Raw genomic sequence first — 17,826 nt, 5'->3', positions numbered from 1 at the left:
GAACCGGCATCCGCCGGATCCCGCTGGGAGGAACGTCCCCGTGAGAGCTCTGCAGACGGCGGCCCGGGTGCTCGCCAGCGCCACATTCGCGGTCGCCGCCAGCCTCGCGGTGGGGTCCGAGATGGCCCGCGCCGCCCGGAGCGACTGTCCGCCCGGCGCCCAGGCACCGGCACCATGCCCGGACTGCCCGTGGCAGAACATCCCTGGTCCATGCACCCATTTCGAGGACCGAGGTGTGATCGACCTGGGCCAGGCGTGCTGCGACCCCGCCTGTGTGAACTTCCGCAGCAACCCGTCGGGGTCCTATGAGGACTGGCTGTACATCTACGGCTGGAGCTACCGCGACGCCCGGAACCGCACCTATCGGGCGTCGTACATCGGCGGCAAGGGAGGCACCGAGGGCCCGTGGACCTGGAAGGATCGCTTCCACGACCCGATCTGCAACTGACCGGCCGATGCCGGCGCGGGGCCGGCAGTCCTCGACCCGCCGGCCTCCGCTACACTCCCCGGCCGTGATCCGCCTCAACCGCTGGATGATGGGCGGGGTCCTGTTCATCATCCTCGCCGCCCTGTTCATCGACACCTATGGGTACACCTACCGCTTCCTCGTGGAGCGCAAGCCGCTGGGCGCCACGCTCAGCAGCGACCCCCACATCGGCGGCCTCCCCGTCTTCATCCACAAGGGTCTGGACCTCAGCGGTGGCACCGAGCTGACCATCGCCATCTGCAAGGGGTTCAACGATCCGCCGGGGACGAGCTGCCGGAACGGTCCGCCGAAGGGCGCCAACCTCGGCGACGTGCAGAACGCCACCATCACCGTCCTCAGCCAGCGCGTGAACAGCCTCGGTGTCGCCGAGGCGAGCGTGCAGGCGCAGGGCAGCGACCAGATCCTGGTCCAGATCCCCGGCGTCGACCTCGCCAAGGCGCAGGAGGTCATCGGCACCACCGCGCGCCTCCATTTCGCCACGTCGGTGCCGGGGCCGGCCAACCCGGCCGATCCGGCGTTCATCCGCGATCAGGAGCGGCACTACGACCTCAAACAGCTCGGGGACACCAGCCTGTATCCGCCGGGCTACCACTGGAAGATCGACGACAACATCCTCGCCACCGACGTCTCCAAGGCCGACGCGGGGTTCAGCACCCAGTCGAACCAGTACGCCGTCGACATCACCTTCAACGGTCATGGCGCCGCCGAGTGGTCGCGGATCACGAACCAGGCCTTCGCGGCGACCCAGGACACCCCGCCCAACCGGATCGCGATCTTCCTGGACGACTCCATCATCAGCGCACCCAGCGTCCGCTCACCCTCGAGCAACACCACCGAGATCACCGGCAACTTCACCGCCGACGGAGCCACCCGGCTGGCCAGCTCGATCACCGCCGGCGCCCTCCCCGCCGAGATCGCCACCGTCCAGGCCAACGAGGTGAGCGCCACCCTCGGCCAGGACACGGTCCGCAAGAGCCTGATCGCCGGCCTCGTGGGGCTGGTGATCGTGGTGCTGTTCATGGTCGGGTACTACCGCTTCCCCGGCCTGCTCGCCAGCGTCGCCCTGCTCTGCTATGCGGCGATCGTCCTCGCCCTCTACAAGCTGATCCCGGTCACCGTGACCCTGGCCGGCCTGGCGGGCTTCGTGCTCAGCGTGGGCATGGCGGTCGACGCCATTGTGCTCATCTTCGAACGAACACGTGACGAGCTGCGCCACGGGCGCAGCGCGCCTCTCGCCGTCGAGGCGGGCTTCCGCCGCGCCTGGCCGGCGATCCGCGACAGCAACATCTCCACGATGATCGCCTGCGTGGTGCTGTGGATCTTCGGCACCGACGTGGTGAAGGGATTCGCGCTCACCCTCGGGCTCGGCGTGGCGGTGTCGATGTTCAGCGCCATCCTCATCACCCAGTCGCTCTTCGTCGGCGTGCTCAGCTGGCGCCGGGCGCGCAATCCCAAGCTGTACACCGAGATCCACGAGGAGTACGAGGCGTCGCCGCCGAAGGGCCGCTTCGACATCGTCAAGACCCGGAACTGGTACTTCCTCGGCTCGCTGGTGATCATCGTCCCCGGCATCCTGGCGATCCTCTTCTGGGGATTCCGCCTCGGCCTCGACTTCGCCGGCGGCAACCGCATCGACGCCACCCTGGCGACCCCCGCCACCCAGGCCCAGGTGGAGAAGTCGGTGACCAGCGTGGCCTCCACCCTGCAGCCCAGCATCCAGTCGGAGTCGGGCAACCGCTTCTCGATCCGCACCCTGCCGACGTCGCTCGAGCAGGAGCAGCTGATCGTCGACAAGCTGGGCAAGGACTTCGGCTACGTCAAGGACTCGAAGGGCGCCCCGATCGTCCAGACCCAGACGGTGGGCCCGACCATCGCCACCGACCTGGTGCGCAAGGCGATCCTGCTCGTCGTCCTCTCGTCGGTGCTGATCTCCGTCTACCTCGCGGTCCGCTTCCGCACCCAGACGATCTCGCGCTGGCGGTTCAGCGTCGCCACCCTGTTCAAGCTGCTCCACGACGTGTTCGTGCTCGCCGGCATCTGGGCGATCCTCGGGCACTTCAGCACCGTCGCCGAGGTCGACACCCTCTTCGTCACCGCCATCCTCACCTCGGTCTCGTTCTCCATCCACGACACCATCGTGGTCTTCGACCGCATCCGCGAGAACCTGCGCAGCGGCCCCCGGCTCACCTTCGACCAGATCGTGAACCTGTCCACGGTGCAGACCATGACCCGCTCGCTGAACACCGCGCTCACCGTCGCCTTCGTGCTCTTCGCGCTGGTGCTCTTCGGCGGCTCGACGATCCGCGGGTTCGTGCTCGCACTGCTCATCGGCATCGTGACCGGGACGTTCAGCTCGATCTTCAACGCCAGCACCCTGCTGATCGCCTGGCAGTCGATCGACCGGGAGCGGCCGTCGCAGACCACCGGCCCGGGCGTGCGCCGGGTGCAGGCGAAGCGGGCGGCTTCCTGACGCCGCGCGGGAGAGGGCGACGCCTCCCCCGCGCCCGCTCGGGAAAGGGGCTCCTGCGGCGAGCAGGTGTTCGCGTTATACTCAGGGGCTGCCCACCACCGTGCTCCTGCCGCCGGCGGTGTCGGGGTGCCGCAGCACCCGACCCAACCCCCGGAACGGGCCTCCACCCGCTCCACCACAGCGTCCTGAAGTGTCGAACGACGCGCTTGCGCGCATCACCGAGCTGGTCCTGCCCTCCCTGGCGCTCTGCGGCGTCGAGCTGTACGGAGCCGAGTGGGACGGTCAGCACACGCCCCCGACGCTTCGCCTGCTGATCGAGAAGCCGGGCGGGGTGAACCTCGACGACTGCGCGCACGTCTCCCACGCGGTCGCCGCCGTCCTCGACGCGAACGACCCGATCAGCTCGAAATACACCCTCGAGGTCTCCTCGCCGGGCGCCGAGCGTCCGCTCCACGAGCACGAGCACTGGCTCGGCGCGGTGGGCTCGCGGGTGAACGTGCGCTTCCGCAACGGCGACGCCGACACCGTCGTCGAGGGCCGCCTGCTCGCCGTCTCCGACGACGGCATGGACGTCGAGGTGCGGGTGAAGCGCAATCCCGGCACGGTGCACGTGGCCTTCGCCGACCTCCTCGCCGGCCGCCTCGCGGTGGAGATCTGATGTGGCCGATTCGGTGGTGAGCGAGCTGCGTTCCGCCCTCGCCGAGCTGGGCTCCACCGCCGAGGTCGGCGAGGCCGAGCTGCTCGCGGTGATGGAGCGCGCGGTCACCGAGGCCTACCACCGGGTGGCCCCGACCGACGCGGAGGTGCGCGCCCACGTCGACCTCGGCTCCGGGGCCGTCGAGCTCTTCCGGCCCACCCGGAGCGGCGGCCGCGAGCGAGTCGACGACCCCGGGCCCGACTTCTCCCGCCAGGCGGCGCTCGCCGTCCGCGGCGCCGTCGGCGGCTGGCTGCGCGAGGCCGAGCGCGACCGTGTGCTCCGCGAGGGGTCGGCCCGGCGGGGCGAGCTGATCGACACCATCGTCGAGCGCCCCGACGGCGACGCCTGGTGGCTGCGCAACGACCGCTTCCCAGCGCTGCTGCCCATCGAGGAGCAGATCCCCGGCGAGATCCCGGAGCGCAACCGCCACCTGAAGGTGGTGGTGGTCGACGTCCGCCGCCGCGGCCGTGACGCCGCCGTGGTGGTCTCGCGCTCCCACCCCAACCTGGTCCGCCGCCTGCTCGAGCAGGAGGTGCCGGAGATGGCCTCGGGGCAGATCGCCATCCGCGCCATCGCCCGCGAGCCGGGGCGGCGCACCAAGGTCGCCGTCTACGCGGCCGGCGGCACCCTCGACGCCGAGGGCGCCTGCATCGGGCCGCGCGGCGTCCGCCACCGCGCCGTGGTCGCCGAGCTGGCCGGCGAGCAGCTCCACATCGTGGGCTGGTCGGCCGACCCGGCGGTCTTCTGCGCCCGGGCGCTCGCCCCCGCCGAGGTGGTCGCCGTCGAGCTCGACGAGACCACCCGCACCGCCCACATCACCGTCGCCGCCGGGCAGCTCTCCCTGGCCATCGGCCGCTCGGGAGAGAACGCCCGGCTCGCCGCCCGGCTCACCGGCTGGCGCATCGACATCCGCAGCGACGACCTGGAGCAGTCATGAGTGACGCTCCCCTCGCCGCCGCCCCCAGCCGCCCCGAGCGCACCTGCATCGGCTGCCGCACGGTGCGGCCCAAGCGCGAGCTGCTGCGCATCGTCCTCCCCGCCGAGGGTCCGGCCGCCCTCGATCCGACCGGGAAGCGGAACGGCCGCGGTGCATACCTGTGCCGTGATCGGGGTACAACCTGTCTGGCGCAGGCGAGGCGCCGTCATGCGCTCGTCCGCGCCCTGCGCACAACATCCGACCGCATCGACTGGGACAGCCTCGCCGGCGGCCTGGACACGGTCACTCAGGAGGTACTGACATCGCCACGGTGAAGAAGCTGACCCTGCCCGCGACGCTCACGGTGAAGGAGCTGTCCGACCGTCTCTCGGTCTCCGGCCCCCAGCTCATCAAGTACCTGATGGGCAACGGGGTGATGGCGAACGTCAACCAGGCCCTGGACTTCGACACCATGGCCCTGGCCGCCGACCACTTCGGGTTCGAGGCGGAGAACGAGGATGCGGCCCCGGCTGCAGCCCCGGCCGAGGGGCGCCGGGTGCGCCATCCCCTCCTCGACCTCTCGAAGGCGGACCCCGCGTCGCTGGTCCCGCGCCCGCCGGTCGTCGCCGTGCTGGGCCATGTCGACCACGGCAAGACGTCGCTGCTCGACGCCATCCGCCAGACCAAGGTGGCCGCAGGTGAGGCGGGCGGGATCACCCAGCGCATCGGCGCGTATCAGATCGAGAAGAACGGCCGGAAGATCACCTTCATCGACACCCCGGGCCATGCCGCCTTCACCGCGATGCGCGCCCGAGGGGCCGACGTCACCGACGTCGCCGTCCTCGTGGTCGCCGCCGACGACGGCGTCATGCCCCAGACCGAGGAGGCGATCCAGCACGTCCGCACCGCCGGGGTGCCGATCCTGATCGCCCTCAACAAGATCGACCGCGACAACGCCAACCCGGAGCGGGTGCTCCAGCAGCTCGCCGAGCGCGACCTGATCCCCGAGGAGTACGGCGGCACCACCCCGGTGGTGCGCACCAGCGCGCGCACCGGCCAGGGCATCGACGACCTGCTCGAGATGATCCTGCTGCTCACCGAGATCGAGGATCCCAAGGCCAACCCGAACGGTCCGGCGGTGGGCACGGTGATCGACGCCCACCTCGAGCGCGGCCGCGGCCCGATCGCCACCGCGCTGGTGCAGAACGGCACCCTGCGGATCGGCGACAACATCGTCGCCGGCTCGGTCTTCGGCAAGGTCCGCGCACTCATCGACGACACCGGCAAGCGGGTCAAGGAGGCGGGACCGAGCCTTCCCGTGGTGGTCACCGGCCTCTCCGATGTGGTCGTCGCCGGCGAGATCTTCCAGGTGATGGACACCGAGCGCGCGGCGAGGAACCTCGCCGAGCAGCGTGGCTTCCAGGCGGACAAGCAGAGGGCCCAGCCGGTGCGCCGGATCACCCTCGCGGACCTCGCCAGCCAGATCAACGAGGGCGGTCTCAAGACCCTCAACCTGATCATCAAGGCGGAGGCGAACGGCTCGCTCGAGGCGCTGAAGGGGCAGATCCTCCAGATCTCGGACCCGACCGTCCGCATCAAGATCGTCGCCGACAGCGTCGGTGAGGTCGGCGAGTCCGACGTGAACCTCGCCGCGGTGAGCGACTCGATCGTGATCGGCTTCAACGTCAAGCCCGACGTGGCCGCCCGCGCGGCGGCGGAGTCGCAGGGCGTCGACGTGCGCTACTACGACGTCATCTACCAGGTGACCGACGACATCGTGAAGGCGATCCGGGGTCTCTACGAGCCAACCTTCGTCGAGGTCCTCCAGGGCCGCGCCGAGGTCCGCAAGGTCTTCACCGTCGACGGCCGCGCCTCGATCGCCGGCTCCTACGTCACCGAGGGCAGGATCACCCGCAACGCCATCGTCCGGGTGCTGCGCGACGGCAGGGAGGTGGCCAAGGGACGCATGGCCCAGCTGCGGCGCTTCCGCGACGACGTGCGCGAGGTGGCCCAGGGCTACGAGTGCGGCATCACGCTCGAGGACTTCTCCGACTTCCAGGAGAGGGACATCCTCGAGGCGTACGTGGTCGAGCAGCAGAACCTGTGACCTGGAGACCGGGAGACGCCACCGCCCCGGCCGGCCGCGGCGGCGGTGGGCCGCAGCGGATGCTGCGCGTCGCCAAGCAGCTCCGTGAGGAGCTGTCGATGCTCATGCTCACGGAGATGAAGGATCCGCGCATCCGGATGGCCTCGGTCACCGAGGTGCGCCCCTCGCGCGACCTGCGCAGCGCCACCGTCAAGGTCAGCGCGATCGGCACCGACGCCGAGCGCGAGGCGGTGATGGCCGGGTTGCGCCACGCCGAGGGCTTCCTGCGCTCGACCCTCGGCGACCGGCTCGAGAACCTCAAGAACATCCCGCGGCTGCACTTCGTGCTCGACGACTCCATCGCCTACGCGGTGCGGGTCAGCGCGATGCTGCGCGGGCTCGACGACACCCCCCACAGCCCGCCCGCCCCCCCCACCCCGCCGGCCGTCGCGCGGCCGCCGCACCCCTCAGGAGACACCGGCATGACGGCCACCACCGCTGTCACATGGCCCTCGCTGTCCGACGTCGCCGGCGACGTCCGCAGGATCATCGACAGCAGTCACCACATCGTCTGCATGGCCCACAAGGACGCCGACGCCGACAGCCTCGGCTCCGCCCTCGCCTTCGCCGCGGCGCTGCGTGCGATCGGCAAGGAGCCCCACACCGTGGTCCCCGACCCGGTGCCGTTCACCCTCGACTACCTGCCCGGGTTCGAGACCCTGGAGCAGGAGCCGCAGCAGATCGATGCCATCTTCACCTTCGACTGCGCCACCACCGGCCGTTTCGGCGAGAAGCGCAGCCTGCTCGAATCCGGCGCCCACCCGGTGGTGAACATCGACCACCACGTGAGCAACACCGCCTACGGCTCGGTGAACCTGGTCCAGGCCGACGCCAGCGCCACCGGCCAGGTGGTCTTCCGGCTGCTGCGCGAGCTCGACCTGCCGATCCCGCCGGAGGCGGCGACCAACCTCTACGCGGCGCTGCTCACCGACACCGGCGGCTTCCGTCACGAGAACACCACCGAGGCGGCGCTGCGTCTCGGCGCCGACCTGGTGCAGCTCGGCGCCGATCCGGCGTGGATCGCGCTGAAGAGCTACAAGTCCCGCGCCGTGAGCACCCTGCGCCTCGAGGCGCTCGCGGTCGCCCGCATGCACAGCGAGCTCGACGGCCGGCTGGTCTGGACCGAGGTGACCCGGGACATGCTGGCGGAGGCCGGCGGCACCTGGCAGGAGACCGACGGCGTCATCGACGTCCTCCAGTCGGTGAGCACGATGACCCTGGCGGTGCTCTTCAAGGAGCTCCAGCCCGAGCTGACCAAGATCAGCGTGCGCTCCCGCGGCGACGCCGACGCCACCGACCTCTGCACCCCCTTCGGGGGTGGCGGCCACCGCCGCGCCGCCGGCGCGGAGCTGCAGCTGCCGCTGGCGGCCGCCCAGGAGCGGGTGCTGCAGCTCGCTCGCGAGCTGCTGAGCGCGCCGTGAACGAGACGGTCACGGCGGCCCCCACCCGGCGGGGGCGCCCACCCGCGCGCCATCACGGCATCGTGCCGCTCAACAAGGCGCGGGGGGTGACCTCGTTCCAGGCGGTGCGCGACGTGCGCCGCATCCTCGGCGAGCGCCGCGTGGGGCACGCCGGGACGCTCGATCCTGCCGCCACCGGGCTGCTCCCGATCTGTGTCGGCCAGGCCACCCGGCTGGTCGACTACCTGCACCAGCAGCCCAAGCGCTATCACTGCGTGCTCCGCCTCGGCGAGCGCAGCACCACCATGGACCTCGAGGGCGAGGTCACCCGCACCGGCGATGCGAGCGCGGTCGACGCCGACGCGGTGCGTGCGGCGCTGGCGCGCTTCGTCGGCGACATCGAGCAGGTGCCGCCGATGCACTCGGCGGTGCGCCACGACGGGCGCCACCTCTACGAGCTCGCCCGCCAGGGGGTGGAGGTGGAGCGGCAGCCGCGCCCGGTCACGATCCTCGAGGCACGGCTGCTCGAGTTCCGCCCCGGCGAGGTCGCCGAGGCCGAGGTCGACGTTCTCTGCGGCAAGGGCACCTACATGCGCGTGCTCGCCTCCGACGTGGGCGACGCCCTCGGAACCGGCGGGCTGCTCGCCTGGCTCGAGCGCACCGCCTACGGCCCGATGACCGTCGCCGACTCGATCACCGTCGCGGAGCTGGAGGCGATGGACGACCCCGCCGCCGCACTCCGCCCGCTCGACCTCGCCGTCGCCTTCCTCCCCCGGCTCGACCTCGGCCCCGCCCAGGCGCTCCAGGTGCAGCGCGGGCAGTCGGTGTGGGTGCCGAAGCTGCCCGATCCGCGTCCCCGCGGGGCCTGCCGCGCCCACAGCGCGCTCGGCGAGCTGCTCGCCGTCGGCGAGCTCACCGGCAATCTCTACCGCCCCACCAAGGTGCTGGCCGGGTGCTGAGGTGAGGACCGAGTTCGGGCTGCCCGACGGCGCCGGCGAGGGCGACCCGCTCGCGTTCGTCACCATCGGCAACTTCGACGGGGTTCACCGGGGTCACCGCCGCATCGTCGACCGGATGGTGTCCGCCGCTCCCGAGCACGGCGGCGAGTCGGTGCTGGTCACCTTCGACCCCCATCCGCGCTGCGTGCTCGACCCCGATCACTGCCCGCCGCGGCTGACCACCCTCGACGAGAAGGCCGACCTGCTCACCGCCGCCGGGCTCGACCGGCTGGTGGTGCTCGAGTTCACCCACGAGCTCAGCCGCTGGACCGCCGAGCAGTTCCTGGAGCGGCTCAGCCAGGGCTTCAACCTGCGCCGAATGGTGGTGGGCCACGACTTCGCCCTCGGCCACCGCCGCAGCGGCGACATCCCCTTCCTGCGCTCCTGGGGCGCCACCCGGGGCTTCGACGTCGACGTGGTCGACGCCGAGCGCGAGGGGGGAGAGGTGTTCTCCAGCTCGCTGGTGCGCGCCGCCCTCTCCCACGGCGACCTCGACAGCGCCAACCGCGTGCTCGGACACCCCTACTTCGTCGACTCCCGGGTCGAGCACGGCGAGAGGATCGGCACCGGGCTCGGCTTTCCGACCGCCAACCTGGCGATCACCCCGGGCAAGTGCCTGCCGCCGCGGGGCATCTACGCCACCTGGGTGAGGGTGCGCGGGGAGTGGCACGCGGCGGCGACCTACGTCGGCTACCGCCCCACCTTCGGGGGGACGAAGCTGACCGTCGAGCCCCACCTGCTCGACTTCTCCGGCGACATCTACCACCAGCCGGTGCGGGTGGCGTTCATGTCGCGGCTGCGGGACGACGTCCGCTATGCCACGCCGGAGGCGCTGAGCGAGCAGATGCGGCGGGATGTGGTGGAGACCCGGCTGCGGCTGCGTCCGGGGAGCGCGCCCGCCGAGCTCGGGTAGCGGATCACACCCAGCCGGAGCGGCCGCCCGAGGGCCGGCGCCCGGTAGCATCCGCGACATGCCGGAGGTCGTCGTTGTCGGCGGGGGACTCGCGGGCGCCTGGGCGGCGGTGACCGCCGCCCGTGCCGGGCTCCAGGTCGTCCTGGTCCGGCGCGGCCCGGCTGCGACTGCGGTCTCCTCCGGTGCCCTCGACCTCGTCCCTCCGGCCGAGGCCGCCGACCCCGGAGGCTGGCTCGGCCGCCTCGCCCGCGACGCGCCCGACCACCCCTACGTCGCCGGCGGCGCCGCGCCGCCCCCGCGGTTCGAGCTCGAGGCCGAGGCCCGCCGCCTCGCCGCCGAGCTCGGCGGGGCCGGCCTCCGGCTGCGGGTGGGCCTGGACCGGCCGGCCCTGCTCGCCGCGGTGACCGGCCAGCTGCGCCGGGCGGGGGTGGTGCTCGAGACCATTGGCGCAGGCGACCTCGACGGCGGCGGGCGGGTCGCGGTCGCCGGCATCCGCGGGCTGCTGCGCGTCGACGCCCCGGCGGTCGCGGCGGCCATCGCCGAGCGCCTCGGCGACGCCGTCTCCGCCCGCGCCGTCACCCTCGACCCGGAGCTTCCGGGCATCGACGAGAGCCTCGCCGGAGACCTCGACGACGCCACCGTCGCCCGCGCCGTCGAGGGCCCGGGCGGGGCCGAGGCGCTGGGCGCGGCACTCCGCGCCGGGCTCGGCGACGGCGACGTGGAGCTGGCGCTGCTCCCCGCCGTGCTCGGCCTCGAGGACGCCGACGGGGTCCGCGCCCGGGTCGAGGCGGCCGCCGGGGTGCGGGTCGCCGAGCTGCTCAGCCCGCCGCCGTCGGCGCCGGGATGGCGGCTCGCCCGCGCCGCCGAGGCGATGGCCCGCCGCGCCGGGGTGGAGGTGATCACCGGCACGGTGACGGGGGTGCACCGCGGCGGGCGCCGGGTCACCGCGGTCGTGGCCGCCGACGGCGACACCCTGAGCTGCCAGGTGCTGATCCTCGCCACCGGGAAGTTCCTCGGTGGAGGGCTGACCGGCGAGCCCCGGCCGCGCGAGCCGCTGCTCGGGCTGCCCCTCTTCGCCGGCGGTCTCGCCCTCGAGGCGCAGAGCCCGCGCGACCTGGTCGAGCGAACCCGCTTCACGCCCCAGCCGTTTCTCGCCGCCGGGGTGCGCACCGACGCCGAGGGCCGCCCCGTCGACGGCTTCGGCGCCCCGGTGCTCGACAACCTCCTCGCCTGCGGGGCTCTGCTCGGTGGCCTCGACACCACCCTGCGCGGCGGCGGCCTCGGCGTCGCCGCCTGGACGGGGGCGCGCGCCGGCCGGGCCGCGGCGCGCCTGCGCGGCGTCGCGGCGGCGTGAGCGCTCTGCCTGCGGGGTTTCTCGACGAGCTCCGCGAGGCCGTCGGCGACCGCGGGCTCAGCACCGAGCCCGCCGACCGCGACGCCGTCGCCCACGACCTCTGGCCGCGGGCGCTGATCGCCGAGCGCGGCGGCCACCCCCTGCCCGGCCCCGACGCAGTGGTCTGGCCCGCCGACCGCGAACAGGTCGCAGCCGTCTGCGCCACCTGCCACCGTGCCGGGGTGCCCTTCACGCCCTTCGGCGCCGGCACCGGGGTGTGCGGCGCCGCGGTCCCGGTCCGGGGCGGGGTGGTGCTCGACCTCAAGCGGCTCGACCGCATCCTCGACTGGGATCTGGAGAGCGGCTGGGTCGTGGTCGAGCCCGGGGTGCTCGGCAGCCGCCTCGAGGACGCCTGCCGCGAGCGTGGCCGCACCACCGGCCACCACCCCTCCTCGCTGGCGCTGTCCACCGTCGGCGGCTTCGTGGCCACCCGTTCGGCGGGGCAGCTGAGCACCCGCTACGGGCGCATCGACGACCTCGTCGCCGGCCTCGAGGCGGTGCTCCCCGACGGCACCGCCGTCTCCCTCCGCGCCCAGCCCGCGAGCGGCGCCGGTCCCGATCTGCGCCGCCTGTTCCTGGGCAGCGAGGGCGGCTTCGGAGTGGTGGTCGAGGTGACCCTCCGGCTCCGTCCGCTGCCGGAGCGGCGGGTCGACCACGCCGCCGTGTTCGCCACCTTCGCGGCCGGGGTGGCGGCGGTGCGCGAGCTCCTCCAGGCCGGGCTGCGGCCCTCGCTGCTCCGCCTCTACGACCCCGCCGACACCGCCCTCCAGGCCGCCGAGCTGGGGGTGGGTGCGGGGGCGGGGGAGGGGCTGGACGATGATGCGCTCCTGCTCACCTCCTGCGAGGGCCGCGCCGGGGTCGCCGGGGCCGAGGCCGCCGAGCTCGCCGCGATCTGCGCCGCCCACGGCGCCCGTGCCTGCGACCCCGGCGCGGTCGCCGCCTGGTACGCGCGCCGCGACGACATCGGCTTCGCCCAGGCGCGCTACCTGCCCCTGCCCGGCGCGGTGATCGACACCGTCGAGCTCGCCGCTCCCTGGTCGCGGCTGGTGGCCCTCCACGAGGCGGTGCGCCGTCGGCTGGGGGGACGGCTGATCGTGCTCTGCCACCTCAGCCACGGCTACCCCGACGGGGCCTGCCTGTACTTCAGCTTCGCCGGCGTCGCCGCCGAGGAGGAGGCGGCGGTCCCCCTCCACGAGCGGCTCTGGGAGGAGGTGATGGCGGCCGCCGCCGAGACCGGGGCGAGCATCGGCCACCATCACGGCGCCGGCCTCGCCCGGGCTCCCCACATGGCCGCGGAGCTGGGGGAGGGCGGGCTCGAGGTGCTCCGCCGGCTGAAGCTGGCGCTCGACCCCGGCGGGGTCGCCAACCCGGGGAAGTGGGGGCTGTGAGCGCGGGCCTGTCGTGGGGGACTCCCCCCGGCCGCTCATCGCCGGCGCGATGACCGCCCTCCCCCTGCCGGAGGCGCAGGCGATCGCCGCCGGGCGCTGCGCCGCCTGTCCGAAGATGTGCCGCAGTGCCTGCCCCACCCTGGCGGTGACCGCCAACGAGCGCCACCAGCCCTGGGGCCACGCCCGCAGCGTGCTCGCGGCGCTGCGCACCCCCGGCGGATTCGCCGCGCCGGCCACCGCCGAGGCCGCGTTCGCCTGCGCCACCTGCGGCGCCTGCACGCCACCCTGCCGGGTGGACGGGGTGGAGACCCCGGAGCTGAGCTGGGCGGTGCGTGCCGCCGTCTTCGCCGCCGGGGCCACCCCGCCGGTGGGGCTGCGCGCGGTGGCCGAGGCCGCCGCCGGCCGGGTTCCCGCCGCCGAGACGGGCACGCCGGCCTGGACCGACCCGGCGGGGACGCTCGCCGGGCTCCGCCGCCTCGCCACCCCCGGTGCCGGGATGCTGCTGCTCCCCGGCTGCGGGGCCCTCGGCCTGCGTCCGGCGGCGGCGCTGGCCGCGGGGCGGGCGCTCCACGCCCTCGGCGTCGCCTTCACCGTGCTCGACGAGCACCGCTGCTGCGGCGCGCCGGCGCGCAGCTTCGGCGACACCGGGGCGCTCACCGCGATGCTGGAGCGGCTGTGCGCCGCCGTCGCCGCCACCGGGGCGCGCCGGGTGGCGGTGCAGTCGCCGTCGTGCGCCCACCTGCTGGCGACCCGGGCGGCGCAGCTCGGCGCCGGCCTGACCGTCGAGCCGCTCGCCGCCGTTCTCGGCGCGGCGCTCGCCGGCCGCCCCGCCGGGGCCACCGGCCGGGTCGCCTACCACGACCCCTGCTTCCTCGCCCGCCACCTCGACTGCACCGCCCCGCCGCGGGCCGTGCTGAGCGGCCTCGGGCTCGAGGTCGTCGAGCTGCGCGGCCGGGGCGCCACCACCGCCTGCTCCGGAGGCGGCGGCGGGCTGCCACTCACCCACCCGACGATCGCGGGCGGGTACCGCGACCGCCTCGCCGCCGAGGTCGCCGCCGCGGCCGCGGCCGGCGCCAGCGCGGTGGTCACCGGTTGTGCGCGCTGCGCCGCCCGGCTCGAGGGGGCGGCGACGGTGCCGGTGCTCGAGCTGGCCGAGGCGGTTGCCGCCCACCTCGGCACGGCGGAGGCGCCGCGGTGACCACCGTCGCCGTCGTCAACCCCGCGAGCTGCGCCGGGCGCACCGGCCGGAGCTGGCCGGAGACGCGCCGGGTGCTCGCCGCCGCCGGGGTGGAGGTCGAGGAGCGTCTCACCACCGCCCCGCGGGAGGCCACCGAGCTGACCCGCGCGGCGCTGCGCGAGGGCTGCGAGCGGGTGGTGGCGGTGGGCGGCGACGGCACCCTGAACGAGGTGGTCAACGGGTTCCTCGACGCCGACGGGAGCGCGATCGCCCCGCTGGCGGTGCTCGGGCTGCTCCCCAGCGGCACCGGCGGCGACTTCCGCCGCACCGCCGGGATCCCCGCGAGCGCGGCCGGCGCCGCCGCGGTGCTCGCCGCCGGCGCCAGCCGGCCCGTCGACGTGGGCCGGATCACCCTCGACGGCGCCGCGCCCCGGCATTTCATCAACATCGCCGACTGCGGCATCGGCGGCGAGGTGGTCGGCCGGGTCAACCGCAGCAGCAAGCGGGCCGGGGGCACGGCGACGTTCCTCTGGCACTCGCTGGCCTCGCTGCTCAGCTACCGGCCGAGGGCGGCGCGGGTGGAGATCGACGGCGTCGCCGAGGAGGGCCGCTACCAGAACGTGGTGATCGCCAACGGCCGCTACTTCGGCGGCGGCATGTGCGTCGCCCCGGGCGCGGATCCCGCCGACGGTCTCTTCGACGTGGTGCTCTTCGGCGACCTGCCCCGGCTGCGCTCGCTCACCGGGATCCGCCGCATCTACGCGGGGACCCACATCGGGCAGCCCGGCATCCGCCTCCTCCACGGCCGCAGGGTGCGGGTGACCCCCCTCGAGCAGCCGCCGCTCTGCTTCGAGATGGAGGGGGAGGAGGTGGGCCCGGCGCCGGCCACGCTGGAGATCCTGCCCGGGGCGGTCCGCCTCTGCGCCCCCGGCTGAGGCCCGGCGCCGGGTGCCGACCCCCGCCTTCCTGTACACTCCCTCACGACCTGCGGGGAGCCCCCGCCGTGGTGACGCGTCCAGCGATGCGCGGCGAACGGCCCTCCGCACGGTGACTGCCCGCTCCAGGGCCCCAGGAGAACCCAGTGCCCGACATCCGCGAGAAGTCCGAGATCATCGCCGAGCACCGCCAGCACGAGACCGACACCGGCTCGGCGGAGGTGCAGATCGCGATCCTCAGCGAGCGCATCAGGATGCTCACCGAGCATCTGCGCGAGCACCCGCAGGATCACGCCTCCCGGCGCGGTCTGCTGAAGCTGGTCGGACGCCGCCGGCGGATGCTCGACTACCTGACCCGGACCGATGTGTCGCGCTACCGTGCCATCATCGCCCGCCTGGGACTGCGCCGCTGAGCTGCCAGCGCTCAATGGCCGCCGCCCTCCTCGGGGAGGGCGTTTCGCCCCGCTGATGCGTGGGCATCACCACTACAACACTTTGTAACCCACACCGTCCACGTCCCACCCGGTCGCGGGTGTCCCTTCACAGGACGCGCTGCGCGGCCGACGCGGTGAGACGTTGGCGATCGGAGATCGGCAACGGACCGCTGCCCAACGGCGCGACCGCACCGTCGCTCTCTCATCCCCAACACCTCACCCTCGGTGGCGCAGGTGCCCGTGGCGGAGATACCCGGACCGGGATCATCACCCGACATCCGAGGTTCCCATGCCCTACCAGAAATTCGAAATGGACTACACCGGCCGAAAGCTCACCGTCGAGACCGGCCACATCGCAGAGCAGGCCAGCGGCGCCGTGCTCATCCGCTCCGGCGACACCATGGTGCTGGTCACCGCGGTGGGCGCGCACCAGCCCCGAGAGGGCATCGACTTCTTCCCGCTCACCTGCGACTACGAGGAGAAGCTCTACGCCGCGGGTCGCATCCCCGGCAGCTTCCCCCGCCGTGAGGGCCGTCCCACCGAGGCGGCGACGCTCGCCTGCCGGCTGATGGACCGGCCGCTGCGGCCGCTCTTCCCCAAGGACTTCCGCAACGACGTCCAGGTGGTCGCCACCGTGGTCAGCGCCGACCAGGAGAACGACCCGGTCACGCTCGCTGTCACCGGCGCATCGCTCGCCCTGGCGATCAGCGACGTCCCCCACGCGGGCCCGGTGGGCTGCGTCCGGGTCGGCCTCATCGACGGCCGGCTGGTGCTGAATCCCACCCTGCAGGAACTCCAGGAGTCCGACCTCGACCTGATCGTGGCCGGCACCGACGACGCCATCGGCATGGTCGAGGCGGGGGCCATGCAGGTGCCCGAGGCGGTCATGCTCCAGGCGCTCCACCTCGCCCACGACGAGATCCGCCGCCTGGTCGCCTTCCAGAACGAGATCAAGGCGAAGGTCGGCAAGGCGCCGATGACCTATCCCTCCAACGCGGTCGACCCCGAGGTCAAGGCCGCGGTGGCCGAGGCGATCGCCGGCAGCATCGGCGAGGCCGCCCGCAACGCCGACAAGGCGGCCCGGGAGCGGGCCCTCGACGAGCTCAAGAAGCAGACCGTCGAGCAGCTGGCGCCGCGCTTCGTCGATCGCGAGGCCGAGATCAAGAAGGCGTTCGAGGGCGAGGTCAAGCGCGCCGTGCGCGCCGCCATCCTCGACGAGGGCATCCGTCCTGACGGCCGCCGCACCGACGAGATCCGGCACATCTGGTCGCAGGTCGGTCTGCTTCCCCGCACCCACGGCAGCGCCCTCTTCACCCGCGGCCAGACCCAGGCGCTGAGCGTCGTCACCCTCGGTTCCGGCCAGGATCAGCAGAAGCTGGACGGCCTCGGTCTCGAGGAGTTCAAGCGCTTCATGCACCACTACAACTTCCCGCCCTACTCGGTCGGGGAGGCGCGCCCGCTGCGCTCCGCGGGCCGGCGGGAGATCGGTCACGGCGCGCTCGCCGAGCGCGCGGTGCACAACGTGATGCCCTCCGACGAGGACTTCCCGTACGTGGTCCGCATCGTCAGCGAGATCCTGAGCAGCAACGGCTCCACCTCGATGGCCTCGGTGTGCGGCTCGACGATGGCGCTGATGGACGCCGGGGTGCCGCTGAAGGCGCCGGTGGCGGGCATCGCCATGGGGCTGATCACCGACGAGAACAGTGACAGGGCGGCCATCCTCAGCGACATCCAGGGGATGGAGGACGCCCTCGGCGACATGGACTTCAAGGTCGCCGGCACCGAGACGGGCATCACCGCCCTGCAGATGGACATGAAGATCAAGGGGCTCCGCTGGGAGCTGATGGAGCAGGCGCTGGAGCAGGCCCGGGTGGGCCGGCTGCACATCCTCGGCAAGATGACCGAGACCCTGCCCGCGCCGCGGGAGGAGATGTCGATGTGGGCGCCACGCATCGAGACCATCCAGATCAACCCCGACAAGATCCGCGACGTCATCGGCCCGGGTGGCAAGACCATCCGCCGGATCGTCGAGGAGACCGGCGTCCAGATCGACGTCGAGGACGACGGCCGGGTGTCGATCGCCTCGAACGACGGCGCCGCGATGCAGCAGGCGATCGCCATGATCCGCGACCTCACCGAGGACGTGGAGGTGGGCAAGATCTACAAGGGCAAGGTGGTCCGGATCATGAACTTCGGCGCCTTCGTCGAGATCCTGCCGAAGAAGGACGGGCTGGTCCACATCTCCCAGCTCGCCGACCACCGCGTCAACAAGGTCGAGGACGTGGTCAACATCGGTGACGAGATCATGGTCAAGGTCATCGAGATCGACGACAAGGGCCGCGTCAACCTCTCCCGCAAGCTGGCGATCAGCGAGCTGGCGGGCAAGCAGGCGCAGGCCGCCGGCGCCGGGACGGCAAGCCCGGCGTGACCGGTCTGTCGGGGGGGGACTCCCCCCCGGCGCCCCCCCTGCGC

The 17,826-nt window shown here is 73.3% G+C and carries 15 protein-coding genes; all 15 read left to right on the top strand.

Annotated elements, in window-relative coordinates:
• Positions 1-40 precede the first annotated feature (40 nt).
• The 15 genes from VGL20_19475 (at position 41) to pnp (ending at position 17,782) form a co-directional block, all read left to right on the top strand.
• Positions 41-448, top strand: coding sequence for a hypothetical protein (locus VGL20_19475; protein HEY2705869.1), 408 nt, complete (start codon positions 41-43; stop codon positions 446-448).
• A gap of 64 nt (positions 449-512) precedes the next feature.
• On the top strand, positions 513-2,957 hold the full coding sequence (gene secD, locus VGL20_19470; protein ID HEY2705868.1) for a protein translocase subunit SecD: 2,445 nt from the start codon (positions 513-515) through the stop codon (positions 2,955-2,957).
• A gap of 190 nt (positions 2,958-3,147) precedes the next feature.
• The gene (gene rimP / locus VGL20_19465; GenBank protein HEY2705867.1) at positions 3,148-3,615 is read left to right on the top strand and encodes a ribosome maturation factor RimP; all 468 of its coding nucleotides are present in this window, start codon (positions 3,148-3,150) and stop codon (positions 3,613-3,615) included.
• Between the two features lie 16 nt (positions 3,616-3,631).
• On the top strand, positions 3,632-4,591 hold the full coding sequence (locus VGL20_19460) for a transcription termination/antitermination protein NusA (GenBank protein ID HEY2705866.1): 960 nt from the start codon (positions 3,632-3,634) through the stop codon (positions 4,589-4,591).
• A complete protein-coding gene (locus tag VGL20_19455; protein ID HEY2705865.1) occupies positions 4,588-4,905 on the top strand; it encodes a YlxR family protein in 318 nt (105 codons plus the stop codon). The genes VGL20_19460 and VGL20_19455 overlap by 4 nt, the downstream gene beginning before the upstream one ends.
• Complete coding sequence (infB, locus tag VGL20_19450; protein ID HEY2705864.1) at positions 4,902-6,677, top strand: translation initiation factor IF-2; 1,776 nt, start codon at positions 4,902-4,904, stop codon at positions 6,675-6,677. Before VGL20_19455 ends, infB begins: the two co-directional genes overlap by 4 nt.
• On the top strand, positions 6,674-8,137 hold the full coding sequence (gene rbfA, locus VGL20_19445; GenBank protein HEY2705863.1) for a 30S ribosome-binding factor RbfA: 1,464 nt from the start codon (positions 6,674-6,676) through the stop codon (positions 8,135-8,137). Before infB ends, rbfA begins: the two co-directional genes overlap by 4 nt.
• Positions 8,134-9,075: a tRNA pseudouridine(55) synthase TruB gene (gene truB, locus VGL20_19440; protein ID HEY2705862.1), complete on the top strand. Its 942-nt coding sequence runs from the start codon at positions 8,134-8,136 to the stop codon at positions 9,073-9,075. Before rbfA ends, truB begins: the two co-directional genes overlap by 4 nt.
• A 1-nt stretch (position 9,076) precedes the next feature.
• Positions 9,077-10,027: a bifunctional riboflavin kinase/FAD synthetase gene (locus VGL20_19435; GenBank protein ID HEY2705861.1), complete on the top strand. Its 951-nt coding sequence runs from the start codon at positions 9,077-9,079 to the stop codon at positions 10,025-10,027.
• 58 nt (positions 10,028-10,085) lie between these two features.
• The gene (locus tag VGL20_19430) at positions 10,086-11,381 is read left to right on the top strand and encodes an FAD-dependent oxidoreductase (GenBank protein HEY2705860.1); all 1,296 of its coding nucleotides are present in this window, start codon (positions 10,086-10,088) and stop codon (positions 11,379-11,381) included.
• Positions 11,378-12,808 (top strand): FAD-binding oxidoreductase, encoded by a 1,431-nt coding sequence (locus tag VGL20_19425; protein ID HEY2705859.1) that lies wholly within the window; start codon positions 11,378-11,380, stop codon positions 12,806-12,808. The genes VGL20_19430 and VGL20_19425 overlap by 4 nt, the downstream gene beginning before the upstream one ends.
• 49 nt (positions 12,809-12,857) lie before the next feature.
• Complete coding sequence (locus VGL20_19420; protein HEY2705858.1) at positions 12,858-14,006, top strand: (Fe-S)-binding protein; 1,149 nt, start codon at positions 12,858-12,860, stop codon at positions 14,004-14,006.
• On the top strand, positions 14,003-14,920 hold the full coding sequence (locus tag VGL20_19415) for a diacylglycerol kinase family protein (protein HEY2705857.1): 918 nt from the start codon (positions 14,003-14,005) through the stop codon (positions 14,918-14,920). Before VGL20_19420 ends, VGL20_19415 begins: the two co-directional genes overlap by 4 nt.
• Before the next feature lie 146 nt (positions 14,921-15,066).
• Complete coding sequence (gene rpsO / locus VGL20_19410) at positions 15,067-15,333, top strand: 30S ribosomal protein S15 (GenBank protein HEY2705856.1); 267 nt, start codon at positions 15,067-15,069, stop codon at positions 15,331-15,333.
• A gap of 331 nt (positions 15,334-15,664) precedes the next feature.
• Positions 15,665-17,782, top strand: coding sequence for a polyribonucleotide nucleotidyltransferase (gene pnp, locus VGL20_19405; GenBank protein ID HEY2705855.1), 2,118 nt, complete (start codon positions 15,665-15,667; stop codon positions 17,780-17,782).
• Positions 17,783-17,826 lie beyond the last annotated feature (44 nt).

This window comes from Candidatus Dormiibacterota bacterium (assembly GCA_036495095.1).
In the GTDB taxonomy this organism is placed as follows: domain Bacteria; phylum Chloroflexota; class Dormibacteria; order Aeolococcales; family Aeolococcaceae; genus CF-96.
Note: the sequence above shows the minus strand (reverse complement) of the source record. Positions and strands in the feature narration are given on the sequence as shown.